The 18,842-nt window shown below is 63.9% G+C and carries 25 protein-coding genes; 11 read left to right on the top strand and 14 right to left on the bottom strand.

The features are described from left to right. Positions 1 to 68: 68 nt before the first annotated feature. The 7 genes from DM868_RS07905 to DM868_RS07935 all read right to left on the bottom strand — a co-directional run bounded on the left by DM868_RS07905 (position 69) and on the right by DM868_RS07935 (position 4,594). A complete protein-coding gene (locus DM868_RS07905; protein ID WP_137276317.1) occupies positions 69 to 548 on the bottom strand; it encodes a flagellin in 480 nt (159 codons plus the stop codon). Further along, positions 545 to 982 (bottom strand): hypothetical protein, encoded by a 438-nt coding sequence (locus tag DM868_RS07910; RefSeq protein WP_170964455.1) that lies wholly within the window; start codon positions 980 to 982, stop codon positions 545 to 547. Before DM868_RS07910 ends, DM868_RS07905 begins: the two co-directional genes overlap by 4 nt. Before the next feature lie 299 nt (positions 983 to 1,281). Beyond that, a complete protein-coding gene (locus DM868_RS07915) occupies positions 1,282 to 1,710 on the bottom strand; it encodes a hypothetical protein (RefSeq protein ID WP_137276319.1) in 429 nt (142 codons plus the stop codon). Between the two features lie 186 nt (positions 1,711 to 1,896). Continuing rightward, positions 1,897 to 2,550: an archaellin/type IV pilin N-terminal domain-containing protein gene (locus tag DM868_RS07920; protein WP_137276320.1), complete on the bottom strand. Its 654-nt coding sequence runs from the start codon at positions 2,548 to 2,550 to the stop codon at positions 1,897 to 1,899. A gap of 5 nt (positions 2,551 to 2,555) precedes the next feature. Beyond that, a complete protein-coding gene (locus DM868_RS07925; protein ID WP_137276321.1) occupies positions 2,556 to 3,176 on the bottom strand; it encodes an archaellin/type IV pilin N-terminal domain-containing protein in 621 nt (206 codons plus the stop codon). A gap of 195 nt (positions 3,177 to 3,371) precedes the next feature. Further along, the gene (locus tag DM868_RS15765; protein ID WP_137276322.1) at positions 3,372 to 3,887 is read right to left on the bottom strand and encodes a DUF7342 family protein; all 516 of its coding nucleotides are present in this window, start codon (positions 3,885 to 3,887) and stop codon (positions 3,372 to 3,374) included. Next, positions 3,881 to 4,594 (bottom strand): DUF1405 domain-containing protein, encoded by a 714-nt coding sequence (locus tag DM868_RS07935; RefSeq protein ID WP_137276323.1) that lies wholly within the window; start codon positions 4,592 to 4,594, stop codon positions 3,881 to 3,883. Before DM868_RS07935 ends, DM868_RS15765 begins: the two co-directional genes overlap by 7 nt. Before the next feature lie 138 nt (positions 4,595 to 4,732). Between DM868_RS07935 and pdxS the strand changes: the two genes are divergently transcribed. The 6 genes from pdxS (at position 4,733) to DM868_RS07960 (ending at position 10,162) form a co-directional block, all read left to right on the top strand. Continuing rightward, positions 4,733 to 5,638 carry a pyridoxal 5'-phosphate synthase lyase subunit PdxS gene (gene pdxS, locus DM868_RS07940; protein WP_137276324.1) on the top strand — a complete coding sequence of 302 codons (906 nt, stop codon included), beginning with the start codon at positions 4,733 to 4,735 and terminating at the stop codon, positions 5,636 to 5,638. Between the two features lie 128 nt (positions 5,639 to 5,766). Further along, entirely contained in the window at positions 5,767 to 5,925 is a 159-nt protein-coding gene (locus DM868_RS15345) for a hypothetical protein (RefSeq protein WP_222845498.1), read from the top strand. Positions 5,926 to 5,953: 28 nt separating this feature from the next. After that, positions 5,954 to 6,466, top strand: coding sequence for an LEA type 2 family protein (locus DM868_RS07945; protein WP_222845499.1), 513 nt, complete (start codon positions 5,954 to 5,956; stop codon positions 6,464 to 6,466). Between the two features lie 102 nt (positions 6,467 to 6,568). Next, positions 6,569 to 7,771: a DNA polymerase IV gene (gene dinB / locus DM868_RS07950; RefSeq protein WP_137276325.1), complete on the top strand. Its 1,203-nt coding sequence runs from the start codon at positions 6,569 to 6,571 to the stop codon at positions 7,769 to 7,771. Positions 7,772 to 7,814: 43 nt separating this feature from the next. Continuing rightward, positions 7,815 to 8,090 carry a hypothetical protein gene (locus DM868_RS07955; protein ID WP_137276326.1) on the top strand — a complete coding sequence of 92 codons (276 nt, stop codon included), beginning with the start codon at positions 7,815 to 7,817 and terminating at the stop codon, positions 8,088 to 8,090. 191 nt (positions 8,091 to 8,281) lie between these two features. After that, positions 8,282 to 10,162 carry a helicase HerA domain-containing protein gene (locus tag DM868_RS07960; protein WP_137276327.1) on the top strand — a complete coding sequence of 627 codons (1,881 nt, stop codon included), beginning with the start codon at positions 8,282 to 8,284 and terminating at the stop codon, positions 10,160 to 10,162. A 3-nt stretch (positions 10,163 to 10,165) separates the two neighbouring features. Here DM868_RS07960 and tpiA read toward each other — a convergent pair whose 3' ends face one another. Continuing rightward, positions 10,166 to 10,798, bottom strand: a complete 633-nt coding sequence (gene tpiA / locus DM868_RS07965) for a triose-phosphate isomerase (protein ID WP_137276328.1) — start codon at positions 10,796 to 10,798, stop codon at positions 10,166 to 10,168. A 106-nt stretch (positions 10,799 to 10,904) separates the two neighbouring features. Between tpiA and DM868_RS07970 the strand changes: the two genes are divergently transcribed. Then, complete coding sequence (locus tag DM868_RS07970) at positions 10,905 to 12,077, top strand: outer membrane protein assembly factor BamB family protein (protein ID WP_137276329.1); 1,173 nt, start codon at positions 10,905 to 10,907, stop codon at positions 12,075 to 12,077. Positions 12,078 to 12,134: 57 nt separating this feature from the next. Here DM868_RS07970 and DM868_RS07975 read toward each other — a convergent pair whose 3' ends face one another. From DM868_RS07975 to DM868_RS07990, 4 genes are all read right to left on the bottom strand, one after another. Next, complete coding sequence (locus tag DM868_RS07975; protein ID WP_137276330.1) at positions 12,135 to 12,557, bottom strand: GtrA family protein; 423 nt, start codon at positions 12,555 to 12,557, stop codon at positions 12,135 to 12,137. Continuing rightward, a complete protein-coding gene (locus tag DM868_RS07980) occupies positions 12,558 to 14,030 on the bottom strand; it encodes a sulfatase (RefSeq protein ID WP_137276331.1) in 1,473 nt (490 codons plus the stop codon). A 212-nt stretch (positions 14,031 to 14,242) separates the two neighbouring features. Continuing rightward, the gene (locus DM868_RS07985) at positions 14,243 to 14,950 is read right to left on the bottom strand and encodes a DICT sensory domain-containing protein (protein ID WP_137276332.1); all 708 of its coding nucleotides are present in this window, start codon (positions 14,948 to 14,950) and stop codon (positions 14,243 to 14,245) included. Continuing rightward, positions 14,947 to 15,339 carry a DUF7344 domain-containing protein gene (locus DM868_RS07990; protein ID WP_222845500.1) on the bottom strand — a complete coding sequence of 131 codons (393 nt, stop codon included), beginning with the start codon at positions 15,337 to 15,339 and terminating at the stop codon, positions 14,947 to 14,949. Before DM868_RS07990 ends, DM868_RS07985 begins: the two co-directional genes overlap by 4 nt. A gap of 127 nt (positions 15,340 to 15,466) precedes the next feature. Here DM868_RS07990 and DM868_RS07995 point away from each other — a divergent pair, with 127 nt between their 5' ends. The 4 genes from DM868_RS07995 (at position 15,467) to DM868_RS08010 (ending at position 17,295) form a co-directional block, all read left to right on the top strand. Next, positions 15,467 to 15,892 (top strand): universal stress protein, encoded by a 426-nt coding sequence (locus DM868_RS07995; protein ID WP_137276333.1) that lies wholly within the window; start codon positions 15,467 to 15,469, stop codon positions 15,890 to 15,892. A 119-nt stretch (positions 15,893 to 16,011) separates the two neighbouring features. After that, entirely contained in the window at positions 16,012 to 16,440 is a 429-nt protein-coding gene (locus DM868_RS08000) for an acyl-CoA thioesterase (RefSeq protein WP_137276334.1), read from the top strand. Between the two features lie 25 nt (positions 16,441 to 16,465). Continuing rightward, positions 16,466 to 16,891, top strand: a complete 426-nt coding sequence (locus DM868_RS08005; RefSeq protein WP_137276335.1) for a hypothetical protein — start codon at positions 16,466 to 16,468, stop codon at positions 16,889 to 16,891. Between the two features lie 149 nt (positions 16,892 to 17,040). Next, positions 17,041 to 17,295 carry a hypothetical protein gene (locus DM868_RS08010; RefSeq protein WP_222845501.1) on the top strand — a complete coding sequence of 85 codons (255 nt, stop codon included), beginning with the start codon at positions 17,041 to 17,043 and terminating at the stop codon, positions 17,293 to 17,295. A 9-nt stretch (positions 17,296 to 17,304) separates the two neighbouring features. Here the strand turns inward: DM868_RS08010 and DM868_RS08015 are convergent, their stop codons facing one another. Both DM868_RS08015 and DM868_RS08020 read right to left on the bottom strand, forming a co-directional pair. Continuing rightward, positions 17,305 to 18,231, bottom strand: coding sequence for a DMT family transporter (locus DM868_RS08015; protein WP_137276336.1), 927 nt, complete (start codon positions 18,229 to 18,231; stop codon positions 17,305 to 17,307). 67 nt (positions 18,232 to 18,298) lie between these two features. After that, complete coding sequence (locus tag DM868_RS08020; protein ID WP_137276337.1) at positions 18,299 to 18,793, bottom strand: CBS domain-containing protein; 495 nt, start codon at positions 18,791 to 18,793, stop codon at positions 18,299 to 18,301. Positions 18,794 to 18,842: the final 49 nt, after the last annotated feature.

Below are 18,842 nucleotides of genomic sequence, written 5' to 3' on the forward strand. Positions count from 1 at the left end.
GTGTCTCCCCCCGGTCCGAGGGGATTTCGGCTGCGGTCTCCGTCGGCGTTGGTTCGTTCGAATCATGATCAGTCGGCGTTGAACTCCAGCGATCGTTCGGCACCCTTCACCGAGACGGTGAGCCGATTTCCGCTGCCGTCGAGCTGTTGGCCTCTGTCGATTACGATTTCGATGACTTCCCCTTCGGCCCATGCCGAACTCCCGTCGTCGCCGTTCATCGACGTGATCGTCAGATTCGCGTCGTCCACGAACAACCCGTTAACGAGGACGTCAAGTTCGGTTTCGTTTTTTACGAGCGTCGTCGTCCCCGTGTTTCGCGCGTACAGTGTAATCTGAGCGCCTTCTGCGTCTTCGGTATAGAAGTTCGAGCCCCCACCGTCGTTGAGCAACTCGATATCCGAATCGATCGAGTCTGTGATCGCATCCCCCCGAGTTTCCGCAGACGTGGAGATGTCCCCAACGGTCGTAACGAGCGTCCCGGCGACGCCCGCCGCGACGAGTATACTCGCGATGAATATCACGAGCGTGGAAGCCGATACCCCGCTCATATATCGGTGATCTCATTTTCGGTTCGAGCGACACCGTTCTCTGTAACGATCTTTACTCGTGTCGGTTTCGTATCGACGTTTGCGACGGTGATATCGAGCGTCTCACCCGGCAGCCACAGATCCGTGGCCCCGTCGCCCGCGATATCGGTCGTCACGTTTTGGGGAGTCGGTATCACACCATCGAGCAGCACGTTCGTCTCGTTGATCGACAGTGTCGTGCTCCCCGTGTTATTTAATTCGAGCGCCAACCTGTCGTCGGTGCTATCGTAGGTCGCCCTCCACACCCCGAATTCGGTGTTCAGTGCGTCGATTCCGCGATCGACTTGCTGCCCCTGGGCTCCGGCCAGCGAGCCAAAGCTCCCGATCAAGGGCGGCACCGCGATCCCGGTTGCGACGAGCAGCCCGATGAAGATGATCGCCGCAGAACCGCTCACGCTAAACCCCACGTTCGATCGTTCCCCCCGACAATCGGACGGAGACGGAGCTCGACGTGGGCTTCCTCACGCCGCGCCGTGTAGTTTGGACAGTCATCCGTCAGTGTCGTTCATCCTAGCTCTCGATTCGCACCGGCTCCCCGATACCGAAACGTGCCGCCGGTGAGTTCGACTCGTGGGTTCGGTTTCCATCGAAACGTACCACGGTTACACACTAAAACAGGCTGTCCATTTCAGTCCCCGAAACACCCTGCGATTCACCGACTGCGGCAGCGTGATCGCCGGCGATCGATCGCGATCTACTCCTCCGTCTCGGATACCATCGTCATGGTCTTACTGAGCCGTTCGCCGTACTCGTCGGGTTCGATGTTGTCGTCGGCGTACGCCTGTGCCCACTCGGCTTCGGCGTACCAGGTCCAGTCGTTGCCCTCGTCGTTGAGGTGCCCGTCCAATCGTTCGACCCCCCAGTCGTCGGCGATCCGCTCGACGAACGCCATCGCGACGTTCGCGATCGCGTCGTTCGGATCCTCGTCGTAGCCATGTTCGACTTCGACGATAGTGTCGTTCAGCTCGACAGATTCGTAGTCGACACCGCGGTCGTCGATCTCGGTGCGGAGTGCGGAGAGGTGGTCGTCGTCGATTCCGAGAGCGTCCTCAGTACCCAGGCAACCAGTAATGCTGAGGGTCGCGGCCGTCACCGCGCCGGTAACGAATGTACGTCGATCCATGCTTACGTGGGCGAACGGCACCCATTCATATAACAAACTGACGTGTTTCAGCCGTCGAGTTCCGTACTGATCGGGAGTCTCGTAGCCAACTGGAAAGCTCGATGGACGCCCACGATACTTCTGATGAGTCCTACTGCTGTGGGGTCTACGTCGAAAAAAGAGAACCGCTAATCGTCCGAACCGAGGTCAGCCGAGTCGGATCTCGTCGCCGTCGACGCTTCCGTCGGTCCCGCCGTCGAGTTGCGGATCAAGCGGGTCTTCGATGATGAAGCTTGTTTCGGCCTGCGTGCCCTCAGCGGTCGTGATCACGACATCGACCGTCGTGCCCGCCTCGATCTCCCCGACACCGAGCTGGCCGCTGCTGTCCGGAGTAACCACGATGGTAGCGGTCGCATCGCTGTCACTCGAATCCGTGCCTATCACTGACGTGGATCGACTGTCAAACGCGATCTCATCAGTTCCCGCGGTGTTGGCGGGATCAACACCGTCAAACTCGGCCGACGCCCCAGCGTCGGTGAACACGGAGACGGTTGAGTCATTGAGGTCGATCGCGTTCGACCCCGGACCCAGCTGAACCGTCGTGCTGAACTGGTTGATACCACTCAGTTCACCACTACCATCTACATCGACCGTCCCCGTCGTGCTGAGGAAGACGAGGTTGGTCGAGACCTGCTCCGTACTCTCTTCGCCTGTACTCTGTGCTTGCGTCTGGAGGAACCCAGCGGTGTTGATCAGCACACCCGCCGCGATGGCCGCAACCAAGACCAACGCGATGAAGACGATCAGGGTACCGATACCCACCTGACCGCGTTCCTCACGTGCTGTGTATTCTTCGAACATTGTTTTTAGCTAAGCCTGATGTCCTGATCTTCGGACAGCTGTGGGTCGAGTGGGTCTTCGATGATGAAGCTCGTCTCGGCCTGCGTGCCCGAGGGGGTCGTAATCACGATATCGACCGTCGTACCCGAACCAAGCGCCTCGGTGCCACCAATAGTCTCACCTATTCCTGCTCCGGCCACGTCGAATTCAAGCGTCGCCGTCGCGTCCTCGCTGCTCGAGTCGGTGCTCAGCACTTCCGATCCGCTCAGAGTGATCCCAGTTTCGTCTACGCCGTCGAATTCAACGGAGTCACCGCTATCGGTGAACACCGAAATCGTCGAGTCGTTGAGATTGATCGCGTTCGATCCCGGTCCCAACTGAACCGTCGTGTTGAAGCTCTTGATACCGGCGGGGTTACTGCTTCCATCTTCAGTTACTGTCCCCGTCGAACTCAGGAAGACGAGGTTGGTCGAAACCTGCTCTGTACTCTCTTCACCAGTGCTTTGCGCCTGCGTCTGGAGGAACCCGGCCGTGTTGATCAGCACCCCAGCCGCAATCGCCGCCACCAGCACGAGTGCGATGAAGACGATGAGGGTACCGATTCCCACCTGACCGCGTTCCTTGTTGTCGATTTCTGTGTCGAACATGCTTTCAATTGCACGCCCGCCGATCCCGCCGCATAGAGGGTTCGACTCGGACGTTACTCCCCCTACAGACGGATTCCCCGTAAAAGCGCCAGCGAACTCCGAACGCGTATCCCGCGCCGAATTGAGGGCTAACTCGGAAACAAGGTTTATATATTAGTTGCAGTCGGGATCGCCCGTCCACGCGAGTTTCTGAGTTTACCCCGATACTCGCTCGCGCTCGGCGCTGACGCGTTGTCGGCGCGCGCGTTCGTACCGCCTTCGCTCCGTTTCGATCGTCATCCAGTCGCCGAGGTCTTCGTACACGTCGTCCAGCGTTCGCTCGTCGCTCGTCGCTGCGACGGTGATTGCATCGACCTCGGCCGGCGTCGCGGCGTCGTATCTCGCCTCGTAGTCGGCGACCATCGCCGTCAGCTCGGTGACGCGCTCTTGCAGCTCTTCGACCGAGTGGTCCGCCGCGAGTCGGTTGATCCGCCGCCACTCGAAGTACGAATCGTTGCGTTCGTAGGTCGCCGGATGGCCGTCGTGCCACGTGACGATCCCGAGATCGGCGAACCACTTCAGATACTTCCGGGCGGTCTTGGGATCGCACTCCGATCGATCGGCGATGCTCGCAACCGTCTCGGGCTCGCGGGTCTGAAGAACGGTGCCGTAGACGCGTTGCTCGACGTCGTCGCCGCGAAACGGATTCTCGAACGGCGGCGATCCTACGATCCGCTTGTACGCCCGGCATTACGCCACGCCCGTTCTTTTTCGACACGCGTCACCATCGCCAGATACAGCGCGAGTACGAACAACAGCACGCCCCCGGCCGCCGCCACGCCGAGGGCAGTCGCGCCGAGGAACATCGGCTCCTCGCGCGCGAGGGGGAGGAACGTGTGGTGTAACTCGCCGCGGACCGGCACGAAGTAATCGACGGTCGTGTCGACGGCGTACCACAGCGTCGCGATGCCGGTGGCAGCGGGCGAGAAATCCGAGATTCGGTGGAGGACGAACGCCTGCAGGACCATCGCGGCGTGACTCCAGATCAGGAACTGTCGCATCGCGGGGTGGAGATAGCTGAACTCCGCCCAGAAGGCGAGATGTACCCAGACGGTCCACCCGCCCAAAATGATGTTGCCGAAGAAGGCAAGCGCAGTGAGCCACTCCTGTCGATGGCCGAGTTTCCACGCCGCGAGCGCGAGCGCGATGAACAGCGTCGCGACGGGGCTGTCGGGGACGAAGATCCACATCTCGACGGGCGTTTGTGCGAACTGAAAGCCGTAGTAGTAGAAGCCGAATGCCGTGCCGACGAGGTTGACGAGGACGATCGGCCACGCGAGCGTGAGCGCGAGGTTTTCGAGGGGTTCGGGTAGCGGCGCGACGTATCGGGGGAGATCGTCGCGGGGCACGTCGGACTCGAAGAGCCCACGGAGGTTCATATCCACACCACCGGCCGGGAATATAAAAGCGCGCCGAGAGCGAGCGACGCGGCGGTTCGGCCGTTCGGCCGTCCCGATGTCGGCAGACGCGGGGGGGGAAAGACACGCATTAAGTGCATTCGGACCGTACCCGAAGGCATGAGTGAAACGGACCTCGAGGAACTCAAGCGAGGAACGGACCTCGTCAAGCGTGGTTTCGCGAAGATGCAGAAGGGTGGCGTCATCATGGACGTCGTCACGCGAGAGCAGGCCCGCATCGCCGAGGACGCGGGCGCGGTCGCCGTCATGTCGCTGGAAGCGGTTCCCGCCGATATTCGAAAGCGCGGCGGCGTCGCCCGGATGGCCGATCCCGGCGAGCTAGAGGAGATCATCGACGAGGTCTCCATTCCGGTGATGGGGAAGGCCCGCATCGGCCACACCACCGAGGCGCAGATCCTCGAGGCGACCGGCGCGGACATGATCGACGAGTCGGAAGTCCTGACGACCGCCGACGAGCGCTACCACATCGACAAACGCGAGTTTACTTCGCCGTTCGTCTGCGGCGCTCGAAATCTGGGCGAGGCGCTGCGCCGGATCGACGAGGGCGCGGCGATGATTCGCACGAAGGGCGAGGCCGGGACGGGCGACGTGAACCAGGCGGTCACCCACCAGCGCAACATCCAGCGAGCGATCCGACAGCTCTCGGGGATGAAATACGAGGAGCGCGACGAGTGGGCCCGAAAGAACGAGGCCCCCCGCGATCTCGTCCACGAGACCGCCGATATGGGTCGCCTTCCGGTCGTCAACTTCGCCGCGGGCGGGATCGCGACGCCCGCCGACGCGGCGCTCATGATGCAGTTGGGCTGTGACGGCATCTTCGTCGGCTCGGGCATCTTCGGGGCGGAAGACCCCGTCGAGATGGGGACCGCGATCGTCGAGGCCGTCAACAACTACGACGATCCCGAGAAGCTCCGCGACATCGCCAAGGGGATCGGCAAGGGCATGAAGGGCCAGGCCAACGAGACGATGCCCGAAGAGGAGAAGCTGCAAGGTCGTGGCGTCTAACTCCGAACACCGCTCTTCTCTTCGCGTTCGTCCAGATTGCGAGCCTCGCGAATCCGGTGGCGAGTCCAACGCCGGCCGCGTCGATGGGCCGATACGGTTTTAGAGCGGCACCGATATACGCCGGTAGCATGAATGCGAGGGCCGTCGCCTCGTCGTTGTCGGCCAATAAACTGCGGATCGCGCTCATCGCTGCCCTCATCGTCGGCGTCGGGGTCAGCGGCGCGTTCGCGGTCGGCGTGCTCGGCGTCCCGGAATCGTGGGTATCGATAATACGTTCGGGAACGTAACCGACGAGACGACGGTGAGACGGATCTCGTGGTCTCGACCCCGAATCCGATCGGCGTCAGCCTCGACAGTATCTCCGTCGACTACACGGTCTCGATGAACTCCGTCGAGATGGCCACGGGATCCCACGACAGCGTCTCGATCGGTTCCGGAAACTCGACGCTCAAACTCGAAACGCCGATGCAAAACGAGTCGATCCCCCCGTGGTGGACCAGTCACATCCGAAACGACGAGCGCACCATGGTCCGTATCGACGCGACCGTCCGCTCCGCGCGGCTGGGGCGGAGCACGGATCTCAGTCGCTCCCGCGAGATCGAGACGGATATCTTGGACGAGGCCGATCCCAGTAGCTCCACCGCCACCGACGAAAGTGACTGTACTGGTTCGGGCGGGGCGAGCGCTCCGGCCGCCACCGGGCATGGTGGCTCCGACGAGACGGAGACCGAAACGGAGGCAACCGCTACCACGACGGCAACCGAGAGCGGTGACGACTCGACGGACACCCCGGATGGTGGCGACGGCGGCGGCATCCTGCCGAACTGAATCCAGCCACGCGTTCGAGCGGTTCCACGTGCGTTCACCCTCCGCCGATCAGTTTCGCCCCACTCTCCGAAGCTTATAATCCCTCGAACCCGAACGTTTCGTATGGCTCGACTCCCGGGAATCGACGCTCCCGAACAGGTCGTCTGCCACGTGGATATGGACTGTTTTTACGCGGCCTGCGAGCGGCTTCGAGACCCGGCGCTCGACGGTGAGCCGGTCGTGGTCGGCATGGGGTACGAAACGGGCGAGACACACGGTGCCGTCGCGACCGCGAGTTACGAGGCCCGCGAGCACGGCGTCGAGTCCGCGATGTCGATCACGGAGGCGCTGAAGCGGTTACCGCGACGCGAAGACGGCACCGATACGGGCGGGCCGACCGGCGTGTACCGACCCGTCGATATGGATTTTTACAAGGCCGTCAGCGAGGACGTACGGTCGGTTCTCTCGCGAACGGCTGAGACCCTCCGGAACGTCTCCATCGACGAGGCGTATCTCGATCTCGGGGAGCTCGAGTGGTCGGACGCGGCCGCGTTCGGCCGGTCGCTGAAACACGAGATCGAATCCGAGGCTGGGGTGGTCGCGTCGGTGGGCATCGCTCCGGACATGACCACCGCCAAACTCGCCTCCGACGCCGACAAGCCGGACGGATTGGTCGTCGTCGAGCCCGACGACGTACGGTCGTTTCTCGCGCCAATCCCCGTCGCTGAACTCCACGGTGTCGGCCCCGTGACCGCATCGGAACTCCGCGAGATGGGTTTCGAAACGGCGGGCGACATCGCCGCCGCCGAGGCGTCCGTTTTCGCCGACGCGTTCGGCAAGCGAGGGCGGGCGCTCCACGCGCAGGCACGTGGCGAAGACGATCGCACGGTCGAACCCAGGGGCGATCCCAAGAGCATCTCCAGTGAGTCGGCGTTCGCCGAGGCGACAGCGGACGGCGATCGAAAGCGCGCCCAAATCGAGACGCTCGCTCGGAACGTCGCCGAGCGGGCTACCGCGAAGAACGCGCTGTATCGGACGATCGGAATCAAGGTCGTCGAACCCCCGTTCGACGTGCACACTCGCTCGCAGTCGCTCTCGGGTCCGGTCGACGATCCGGAGCTGGTCGAACGGACCGCCGTCGAGCTGCTGGCCGAGTTCGAAAGCGAGCACGTTCGAAAACTCGGCGTTCGGCTCTCGAACCTCTCGTTCGACGCTCGTGAGCAGGCGACGATCACCCGGTGGGACACAGGCGAGGGGGAGCCGGATCTCGATCGACGGTGGGGCCGGACTGCCGGCGGACAGGCTCGCCTCTCCAGATTCGAGTGAACCGCGCGAACAGACTTTTTTGTCCTGCCGTCCGATCGGGGGTATGAACCATCTCGCGGAAGCCGGCGAGGGTCGGTGGCGGCTTTCGTCGCACGCACACGTCATCGTCCACGAGACCGACGACGGGAACGAGCTGCTGACGGTCTACGACTGCGGGGCCGCTCAGAAGCCGCCGGCGGCGCAACTGATCGGAAACTTGGTTCGCGTAGACGCCGACCACGAACTTGTCCGACAACCCACCGGCTACATCGCCAAGCTTCGCGAGTCGTCGATGCTCGAACGGCAGGACGACCGCCACTGGATCATCCGGCGCAGATAGCGAACAGGCGAGGCGTGGGATCGTGTTCCGGTATCGGCGCACCGCGCGACCGCTTCGACCGAGTACCGGCAGTGTTCAGGTCACAGCGGCGTTGGCCGCGGATTCGTATATAAACTCACGCCCGTCGCGTCGAGACGGCATGACGTTCGTCTGACGGAGAACTATATCAATCGAGCGTCTGTGCTTCGACGATGGGCGAGGAAACGATCAGCGTCGGCGCGACCGAGGACGGGACGACTGTCGAACTGCCCGTCGTCGATCTGCTCACCGGGCGTGGATTCATAACGGGAAAATCGGGGTCGGGGAAGTCGAACTCAGCGAGCGTGATCGCCGAAAAGATCCTCGATCGGGGCTACAGCCTGCTCGCGGTCGACATCGACGGCGAGTACTACGGGCTCAAAGAGGAGTACGAGATCCTCCACGTCGGGGCCGACGAGGAGTGTGATCTTCAGGTCGGGGTCGAGCACGCCGAGAAGATCGCTGAACTCGCGTTGGGACAGAACGTCCCGATCATTCTCGACGTGTCGTCGTTTCTCGACGAATCGGACGCGAGAGAACTGCTGACCGAAGTGACGAAGCAGTTGTTCGCGAAAGAAAAGAAAATGAAGCAGCCGTTCTTGATGCTCGTCGAGGAGGTCCACGAGTACATCCCCGAGGGCGGCGGCGTCGACGAGTGCGGGCGGATGTTGATCAAAGTCTCAAAGCGTGGACGCAAACACGGTCTCGGGATCGTCGGCATCAGCCAGCGACCGGCCGACGTGAAGAAAGACTTCATCACCCAGTGCGACTGGCTCGTCTGGCACCGCCTCACGTGGAACAACGACACGAAGGTCGTCGGCCGAATTTTGGGGACCGAGTACGCTGCCGAGATAGAGGAGATGGACGACGGCGAGAGCTTCCTCATGACCGACTGGAACGAGTCGATCCGCCGCGTCCAGTTCGAACGCAAACGGACCTTCGACGCCGGGGCGACGCCCGGCCTCGACGACTTCGAGCGGCCGGAGCTGAAGAGCGTCAGCGGTGATCTCGTCGACGAACTCCAGCAGATCACGGACCAACAGGAGTCGCGCCAGAACCGGATCGACGAGCTCGAACGACAGCTCCAACAGCGCGATGAGCGAATCCGCGATCTCGAACGACAGCTGTCTGACGCCCGCGATCTCAAAAAGATGGCCGATCGCTTCTCGCGGGCGATGATGGAGCAGGTGACCGGTCGTCCGCTGTCGGTCGCTCCGGGGCGGCAAAGCGAGCTGAACGAGGCCCTCACCGGCCCCATCAGGCGCGACCCCGAACTCGAGGCCGAGCTCAACGCCGTTCGAAACGGAGACCGCGACCCCACAGCGCCACCGATCCCGGACGCTCAATCCGAGTGGGAGGCGAACGCGTCCGAGGGCGGTTCGGATACATCCGGCCGTGAGTCCGACGCGGATTCGAAAAACGCCCCGCCCGACGACGGCGATGACGCCGGTGATTCGTCGGGCGTGTCGATGATCTTCGACCCCGTCCCGGGGGCGGACGACCCGGACAGCGCTGGGGCCGACGATATCGACGCCGACACGGAGGGCGGCGACGAGTCTCCGACCGACGCCACCCTCACCGATTCTTCGACACCCGAGAACTCCCCGACGACCGACGGAACCGCCTCCGACGATCCGCTGATCACCCGCCTCCGAGAGGAGATCGAATCGCTCGACGACGTTTCGGCGGAGATGCTTCGGCAGTACCGCCGGTACGGTCCGATGGAACCGCAGGCGGCTCACTCCACGTCCGGCGGCTCCGGCGATCGACGCCCCGCCTACACCGCGAACCGGGATCTCAGGCAGCGCGGTCTGATCGCGCACGTCGGCTGTGGCCAGTACGATTACGCCCTCGAAACGCTCGTTCGAGAGGAGTTGATGAACCCGCTTCGCCCCGAGGACCTGCCCCAATCCGAACGGGTCGAGGAGGTCGTCAGGGCCGTCGAAGGGCTCGTGTCGGCCGAACGATCGGATGTGTCGGGGGCGGAGCAATCTGAACCGTCCGAAAAGAGTTCTTCGGCTCCCGATGCCGAGTGGCCCAGCGTCGGGTTCTGATCGTTATAACGGCTCGACCAGCGCTTCGAGCGCGGCTCGCGGATCGTCGGCTTTGGCGACCCCGGAGGCCAACAACACGCCTCCGGCACCCAGTTTTTCGGCGGCGACCAGATCAGCTCCGGTCGAGATCCCCGCCCCGCAGAGGACTGGAACGCCGGATGCGGCCTCGACGGAATCGGTGACGATCTCCGGATCCGCCTTCGAGACGGGGGTGCCGGTTCCGATCAGCGCCGGCGGCTCGACGGCGACCGAATCGGGCTCCAGCCGGGCGGCGGCAGCGATCTGTCGGGGGTTGTTCGCGCAGACGATCGTTTCGAGCCCCGCTCGCTCCGCGGCCCGGAGCCCCGCGTCGATATCGGCCAACCGGAGCCGGTTCTCGGAATGGTTGAGCAACGTTCCGACCGCCCCTGCTCGGGAGACAGCCTCGGCCAGCGTCGAGCCGGTGTGTGAGCCGTGTTCGACCGGTGAGACGTGTTGAGCCCACGTTTCGACACCGGTCTCGGCGACGGATTGGATGTCGGTTGCCTGCGGGGCGATCGCGATTCTGACCCCGGTCGCTTCCGACACGTCGGTCGCGATCGTCGCGATCTCTACGGGGTCGCAGGGATACGCCTTCAGGTTGATCAGAACGAACATATCGAAGGACCGTCAGCCAGCGAAAAATAGCTATCCATCGCACCGCGCGGGGTTCCCCCCGGTGAGGTTTCGCGGGGTTCTTGTGTGGACCTCCCCTGTGATCGGTATGGACTGGCCCGTCGATCGCCGGACGGTGCTGGCGGCAGCCGGCGTGGCGCTCGCTGGCTGTTCGAGCGACGGAAACGATCCCCCGTCCCCGACGCCGATCCCGGACGCCGAGCGCGAGCCGTTCTCGAGCGAGTGGCCGACGTTCGCCCGTGATGCGGCCAACACCGGCTACGCGGCGGACATCTCCGGACCGTACATCGAGATCGAAGAGCGGTGGCGGTTCGACGCCGGCGGGTCGATCATCACGACGCCGGCGCTCGCCGGCAACGCCGTCTACGCCGGCGACAACGACGGAACGATGTACGCGATCGACCCGTACGTCGGGGCCGAGCTCTGGTCGTTCGAGACCGACGGCTCGATATCGGGGACGGCGGCGGTCGTCGATGGGACGATGTATTTCGGCTCCGGGGACACTCTCTTTGCGCTGGACGCGCGCGAGGGATCCGAACGCTGGCGATTCGATGCCGATGGACGTATCGCGACGAGCCCGACGGTTGTCGACGACACGGTCTATCTCGGCGGCGTACACAGCACCGTCTTCGCTGTCGATCGCGAATCCGGCGAGCAACGGTGGCGATTTCGGACCGGCGCGTCAGTACTCGGCACGCCAGCGGTCCTCGACGGGACGGTGTACGTCGGCTCCGGCGATCAAAACGTGTATGCGCTGGACGCGCGCGAGGGATCCGAACGCTGGCGGTTCGGCACACGCGGTGCGGTCAGTGGGGGGGTAGCGGTGGTCGACGGGACGGTGTACGCCGGTCCGCGCGACGGCAACGTGTACGCGCTGGACGCGGCGACGGGGGACGAACGCTGGCGATTCGAGATCGGCGGCTGGGCGCAGGGGAGTCCCGCCGTCACCGATAGTGTGGTCTTCGTCGGCGCGAACGACGGGTATCTGTACGCCATCGGCATCGATGGGGACGAACCGGACGGACGGTGGCGGTTTCGGACCGGCGGATCCGTCATCGCAAGCCCCGCGGCGACCGGCGATCACGTGTTCGTCGCCTCGACGAGCGGCAACGTGTTCGCGATCCTCCCCGACGATGGCGAGATTGTCTGGCAGTTCGACACCGAAACCGAGGCGGAAATCCACGGCGGCCCCGCCGTCGCCGACGAGTGGCTCTATTTCGGCGACACCGACGGGACGGTGTACGCCATCGGATCTGGCTAACTCGCACGCGCCGGCGGCCGAGGGAGACTCGCGTTCGGATCGCGGCTCAACCGAGACTCATCCCCATGTCCACCGCGCGTCCAGCACGTAGCGATACAGCCCGCTAAGCGCGATTGCCACGCCGTTCGAGAAGAGATACGGGATGCTCTGCCACTCGACGAGTGTGAAGAGGACGGCGAGTTGTATTGGGATCGCCGTCCCGCGGACGACGTTCGTCTTGCACAGTCCAACGACGTATTCGACCGCGTTGGCGTGTTGCATCGACTCGAACGTCCAGGCGTTGTTGAGCACGTAGGTGAGAATTATCGTGATCTCGATCGCGATCGTCGCACCGAGCAGGTAGTTCAATCTGATCGTGTCGACGAACAGCCACAGCAACACCATCTGGACGCCCGCGGTGACGGTCCCGACGATCGCGAATCGGCGTAATTGCGTGGAAAACGGACCCTCCCAGACCGCACGGAGCAATCGCCGTACCATCTACCGGTAGCCGAGCGCCTCCAACCGCGTCTCCAACTCTTCGTCCACGTCGGCCGCTTCAGGTCCTTCGTCGCGATCACGGAGAGAAGCGACGTGTCCCTCGACGAGCGGGGCGAACCGTTCGATCACGCGCTGTTCGTCCGCGGTCGGATCGACCGAGCGGTCGTCCTGTTGGGTCGGGTCCGACGGTCGGTGATACAGCTCTGTCGCCCCAGAATCGACGTTCTCGATGTACGTCCAGTCGCGGTCCCGGACGCTCACGAGGAGATCGCCGTCCGAGAGCGATCGCGGGATCGGCTGTGAGGTCACCTTCTCGCCCCGGACGGTGACGGACACGACCGGCCCGTCAGTTGGGGCGGTACCGTCCACGACGCTCGGAACGAGCGTCTCTCCCGTCCACTCCGGATCGGGCGCGACATCGAGAAGGTCGGTCACCGTCGGCGGAATCGAATCGAGACCGACCTGCGTTTCGATCCGCCTGCTGTCCGCTCCGGGGACGTCCACGATGAGCGGCACTCGAATCAGTTCGTCGTACAGCTTCGGATAGTGCGCCAGGTGGCCGTGCTCTTGGAACTCCTCGCCGTGGTCGCCGGCGAGAACGATCGCGGTTCGGTCGTCGAGTCCGTCCTCGGAGAGCGTCTCGAGGAGTCGACCGATGCTGGCGTCGATCTGTCGGACCGCCGCCTGATACAGCGTTCGGAGGTCGTTGAGCGTCCGTTCGCTGACGCCCAGTCCGAGCCCCGTGCGGGTGTGGGCGCTCAACATTCGGTGGGTTCCGAGGATCCCCGAGGAGACCTCGCGGATGTATCGGGGGGCCGGAACGTACGGGGTGTGTGCGTCCATGTAGTGGACCCAGAGGAAGAAGGGGCCGTCGGTCTCCTCGATGAACGACATGGCGGCGTGTTCGACGTCGAACATCCGGGACGTGTCGAGGAACGGTCGGTCGTTGGTTTCGCCGCGAAGTTTCGAGCCGATCCGTCGGATGGGCGAGGCGGCCAACTGCAGCCACGCTTCGACCGTCGGATGCGTCGCGAGATAGCGGCTGTAGATGCTCGACCCCACGCTCGCGACGAACGGCTCGAACTCGTCGAACCCCTCGTCGTACCCCCAGTGGGAGGTGAGAAACCCGTTCGCCGCGTTGAATCCGGCCGTCGAAACATCGGCGTTGGAGAGCGCCGACGCGAGCGCCGGGGATTCGGTGATCCCGATCTCGCTCGTGTCGGTGAACACCGGTCGCGAGGCCAACATGGACGGAAAGGAAAACGGCGTCCAGTTGCCGGTGGCGAACGCGCGCTCGAAGACGGTGCCACGGTCGGCCAACGAATCCATTACCGGCGTGTGTCGAGTTTCGTCGTAGGTGCCGATCGCGTCCGCTCGAAGCGAGTCGACCGTGATCAACAGGACGTTCGATGGGGGCGCGTCGAGGGCGTCCACCGGGTTCGAGCCGGTCTCGGTAGCGGTGGGTGAACTCATCGATTAGCTCCTGAGACGTTCGTTCGGCGTCGATCGATCTTCCCACGCGGAGGGGTACGAAAATCGCGTTCCGGTTCGTCGGTCGGATCGAGATGCCACAATAGCAGCAATATGGCCAGTAATTGACTTCACCGTTTCGATGTACCTGGTCTGTCGACCGACTGTGTGCCCCGTACGGTGGGCCTAAACAGGGTTGCGGGCCACGCTGGATCTCAGCCGGCCAGTCCGGCCGAGATCCGCTCGACGGTCGCCGCGTCGTCGGTCCAGAATCCGTCGTATCCCGCCGTGCGCTCCTGCGCGAGAAGTCCGCATGCTCGCCCGTCGTCTCCGTCACCGTCGAACGCGAGTGCCCAGTACTGGTCGATCGCGTCACCTCCTTCGTGATACGTGATCCCCTCGATGTCGAGGAGCGCTCCATCGTCCGGATCGACGCTGTGAACGTGTATCTCGAGCGTCGTGTCGGTGGCGAGCGCTCGATACGCGTCGAGTTGTGCGTCGAACGCCGCCGCGGTCTGAAACCCGACTCGGAGAACGCCGGTCCCGGTTCGATACGCGCGGTCCTCGATCTCTCGGCTGACAGCGAGGAGTTCACGCCGCGTCATTGCGGTGAAAACGGTGTCGTCGAGCGCGTCGAACAGCGCGCTGTATCCCGCCGACATCCCGTTTCGATCCCCTGGCCGGACGATCGGCGGTTCCAGGAGCCACGAGAGTTCCGCCGTGCCGAGCGCGCCCGCGAACCCGCCGTCACGCTCGATGACGACGAACGACTCCGGGCCGTTATCGGGTAGCGATCGGCGCTCCATGTCGACGCCGCGGCTGTCGAACCACCCCCCGATCGATCCCGTCTCGCCGCGTTGATAGAGCGTGATCCGGACGTTTCGGGTTTGGGCGTCCGCGAGCAGCGACTCGAGCGTCGTCATGGCTGCGGTTGTGACTCGGCATCGACACCCCGTTCGATCAGTTCTTCGAGGAACGGATCGACCGGTTCGGCCTCGACGGTACCGCGTTGGCGATCGTACACCACCAATCCGACATCTGTAAGCAGCGGAAGGTGGATGTGATCGAGCGTAGTGCGGATCCGGTCGCGATCGGCGACCGCCCCCATGGTTCCAGTTTCGGTCGCTTCCCAGCCCGTCAGCAGCGTAGCGAGTTCCTCGACCGAACGCTCACCACGCTCCAACAGCAGATACAGCAGTCGTCGCCGGGGTCTCGCGGCCAGTGCGCGGTAGAGTCGATCATCCGAAAGCGCCGGGACACAGCGTCCTGAAGCGCTTTTGGTCCGGTTCCCCATGTTCTGTATGTCCCCCATCGGGTTATATGCTTCATGATCATCCATAATAAATATTCTGGCTGTCGACCGACTGTGTACCAGCACGATTCTCCTGAGGCAAGCTCCCGGCGTGGATGTTATATAAACTCGTCGTGACCGTCCACGTATGTTCGATCATATCCTGTTTCCGGCGGACGGCAGCGACGGGGCGAACTCGGTGTTCGATCACGTCCTCGACGTGGCCGAAACGCACGATGCGACGCTTCACATCCTCCACGTCGCCGATACGGCCCACGACAGCGTCACGCAGATCGACGGACGAGTCGTCGACGTGTTCGAACGAGAGGGCGAGCGGATCGTCGAGGAGTTGGCCGACCACGCCGCCTCTCGTGACGTTCCGACCACCACCGACGTGGTTCAAGGCGGCGTTCCCGAAACCATCCTCGCGTACGCCGACCGGTACGATATCGATCTCATCGTCATGCCGACGCGAGGCCAGACCGGTCTCAAGCGGCTGTTCCTCGGGAGTACCACGGCGCGGGTCGTTCGAGGCTCGCCCGTCCCGGTACTCACGCTGCATCCGGACGACTGAGACGGGCCGGCGTCGCCCTCGCGGTGCTTCCCACCCGTGTCGGAACCGAGGACGAGATAGGCCGATCCGAACCGCGGAGGACCGTAATCGCCTTCGACGACTCCCGTGAACGGTCTGGTATGACTCTCCCCTTCGAGGTTGAACTCCCCGTTCGGTATCGCGACATGGACACGCTCGGACACGTCAACAACGCGGTCTACGCCACGTATCTCGAACAGGCGCGGTACCAGTACTTCGACCGCGTTCTCGGCGTCCCCTACGACGAGCGCGAGATGGTTCTCGCGAACGTCGAGATCGACTTTCGACGCCCGCTCACGCTCTCGAACCGAACGGTTCGGGTCGCCTGCGGCGTCGTGGAGCTCGGCGGTTCGAGCTTTCGGATGCGGTATCGCGTCCTCCCCGATGACGGCGACGATCCGGCGGCGACGGCCGAGGCGGTGCTCGTCGCCGTCGAAGACGGGCAGCCGCGATCGCTTCCCTCGTGGTGGCGCGAGCGGTTCGTCGAGTTCGAACCGGGACTCGAGTACGACGACCCGTCGACACGCTGATACCGCGTGCGGTCCGAGAGTGGGTGTGGAGTCCGACGATCCGACCGACGTTCGCGTTCTCGCGGTGACGACCGACGATATTGTGACGGCGCTCGAAGCCAACGAACGGCGCGGCGTGGACGCAGTCCTCCGCATCACCCCGCCGTTCAGCGGGCGGATGCGAGCCCGACTGCACCGCGAAGGGAGCGAGCGCGACTACGACGATCCGCCACCGATCCATATCCCGCCAGACCGATTCGTCGACGCGATCCCGCCGTTCCCGTCGCCCGACGACACCGAGGACGAGATCCGATCGGACTCGGGAACGACGTACTCACAGGAGCGTCATCGCGAGCGCCACACGGACGCGGTCGAGATGTGGCGCTCGCGAGTTCGCGAGTCAATTCTGGAGTCGGCCTCGATCCCGGCTCCGGACGGTCCCCACGTGGTTCGAGTCGCGACGCTCGGCTAGTGGCCGCCGATCGTTCGCTCCCCGTGACTGTCTCAAACGAGTTGATGAAACGTCTCGAGGGAGCTGCCGCGCTATCGAATCGAGCTAGTCCCCACCTAATCGCGCGAAATGCGGTGAAACCACCGGAAGCCTCTCGCGGTTATTAGTGTATGGCCCCCTTCCACTCCGATACGAACATCATGGCATCCTCCACTCCGACGAACGATCCCGGCTCGACCATCTCGCAGTCGACGCTCCCGGAATCGGTCAGAGCCGGTGCGTTCTGGCTGGCCGTCCTGCTGCCCTTCTGCTCGATCGCGGTACTCGCTGGCGGGGTCGACACGATCTCGAGGTCGGTTCTCTTCGTCGGTCTCGTCGTCGGAAACGTCGTCGCGTTGGTATTGGGTCACGGCTACCGACGGTAGCCGAACGTCTCATCGATCGGCGACGTGACGACGCAACTCGGACTGCATCGCTCGCCGCTTGACGAGTACGAAGCCAACGAGGATGATCACGAACCCCGCGACCGTCGGCCCGTCGATGCGTTCGGCGAGGAAGAAAAACCCCGCGAGCGCGGCGAAGATCGGCGCGACGTACGAGACGAGGTTGATCTCGATCGCGCCGAGCCGGTCGAGCAGATCAAAGTAGATGAGGAACCCGATCGCGCTCGAGACGATCGAGAGGTACGCCAACGCGGCGAGCTCTCGCAATCCGGGCATTCCGACGACGGACTCTTCGAGGCCGACGCTGGCGACGTGCATGAGGACTGCCCCGCCGAGCATCGACCACGCCTCCATCGTCGCGGTCGGGAGATCGCTGTCGAGTCGCCGCGTGAGGACGCTCCCCAGCGCGAAACAGAGCGCGGCGGCGAAGACGAGCGCCTCGAAGCGGGAGCTGACGAGGTTCGCCGGATCGGGTCGAGAGAGCACGATCACCCCCGCGAGGCCGACGGTCATTCCGACGATTCCGACGACCGTCAGCCGTTCGTCCGGCAGGAACGCACGGGCGAACGCGGTGGTCAACACCGGCGACAGCGAGACGATGACGGCCGCCGCCGCGCTCGTCGTGCCGCGTTGGCCGACGAACAACAGCGCGTGGTAGCCCGCGATGATGAGCACGGCCCCGACGGCGACGACCACCCAGTCGTCGCGCCCGCCGGGCAGCCACCGGTCGGTCGTCCAGGCCGCGTAGACGAGCATTATCGCCCCGGCGATATCGAATCGGACGGCGGCGAACAGCACGGGCGCATCGAAAAAATACGCCGGCGTATCGGGCCCACCGACACCCGCTTTGATCGCCATGAAGGCCGATCCCCACACCGCCGCGAGCGTCAAAAACAACAGGAGGTTGCGATAGCGCACGGCCGATGGTTGGCCGAAAGTCGGCCTCAAACTTTCGACATCGGTTACCCGCCGGCGGTCGGACTCGCTACTCGCCGTCCCGTTCGAGCTTGATCGCCCGAAGGAGATCCTGGCGGGCGATAATCCCGAGGAGCGCGCCGGCCTCGTCGACGACCGGCAGCCGGTTGATATCCTGTCCCTCGTCGGCCAGCAGATCGAGCAACTCATCGATGTCGGCCTTCGGCCCGACCGTCACCACGTCCTCGGTCATCACGTCGCTGACCGGCCGCCCGGCGTTTCGGGCGATATCGATGCCGAAATCCAGTTTGTCCCACGAGATGTCGACGGCGTAGGTGAGCGATTCGAGAAACGGCGGGAAGCCGACCGGGATCCAGAGCGTCCGGCCGGAGGGCTGGAACAGATCGACGAGGTCGCCCTGCGTGACGATCCCGACGACGATCCCGTCCTCGGTGACCGGAAACCCGTTGAAGTCGGCGCGGGCGAGTCGACCGAGCACCTCACCCACGTCGTCGTCGGGCGAAACGGTCTCGACATCCCGGGTCATGATCTCGCGTGCGTTCATACGCTACTCGTTTCCGAGCCGGGGGCATAGACGTTGCGACAGCGCGACG

It is taken from the genome of Natronomonas salsuginis (assembly GCF_005239135.1).
In the GTDB taxonomy this organism is placed as follows: Archaea; Halobacteriota; Halobacteria; order Halobacteriales; family Haloarculaceae; genus Natronomonas; species Natronomonas salsuginis.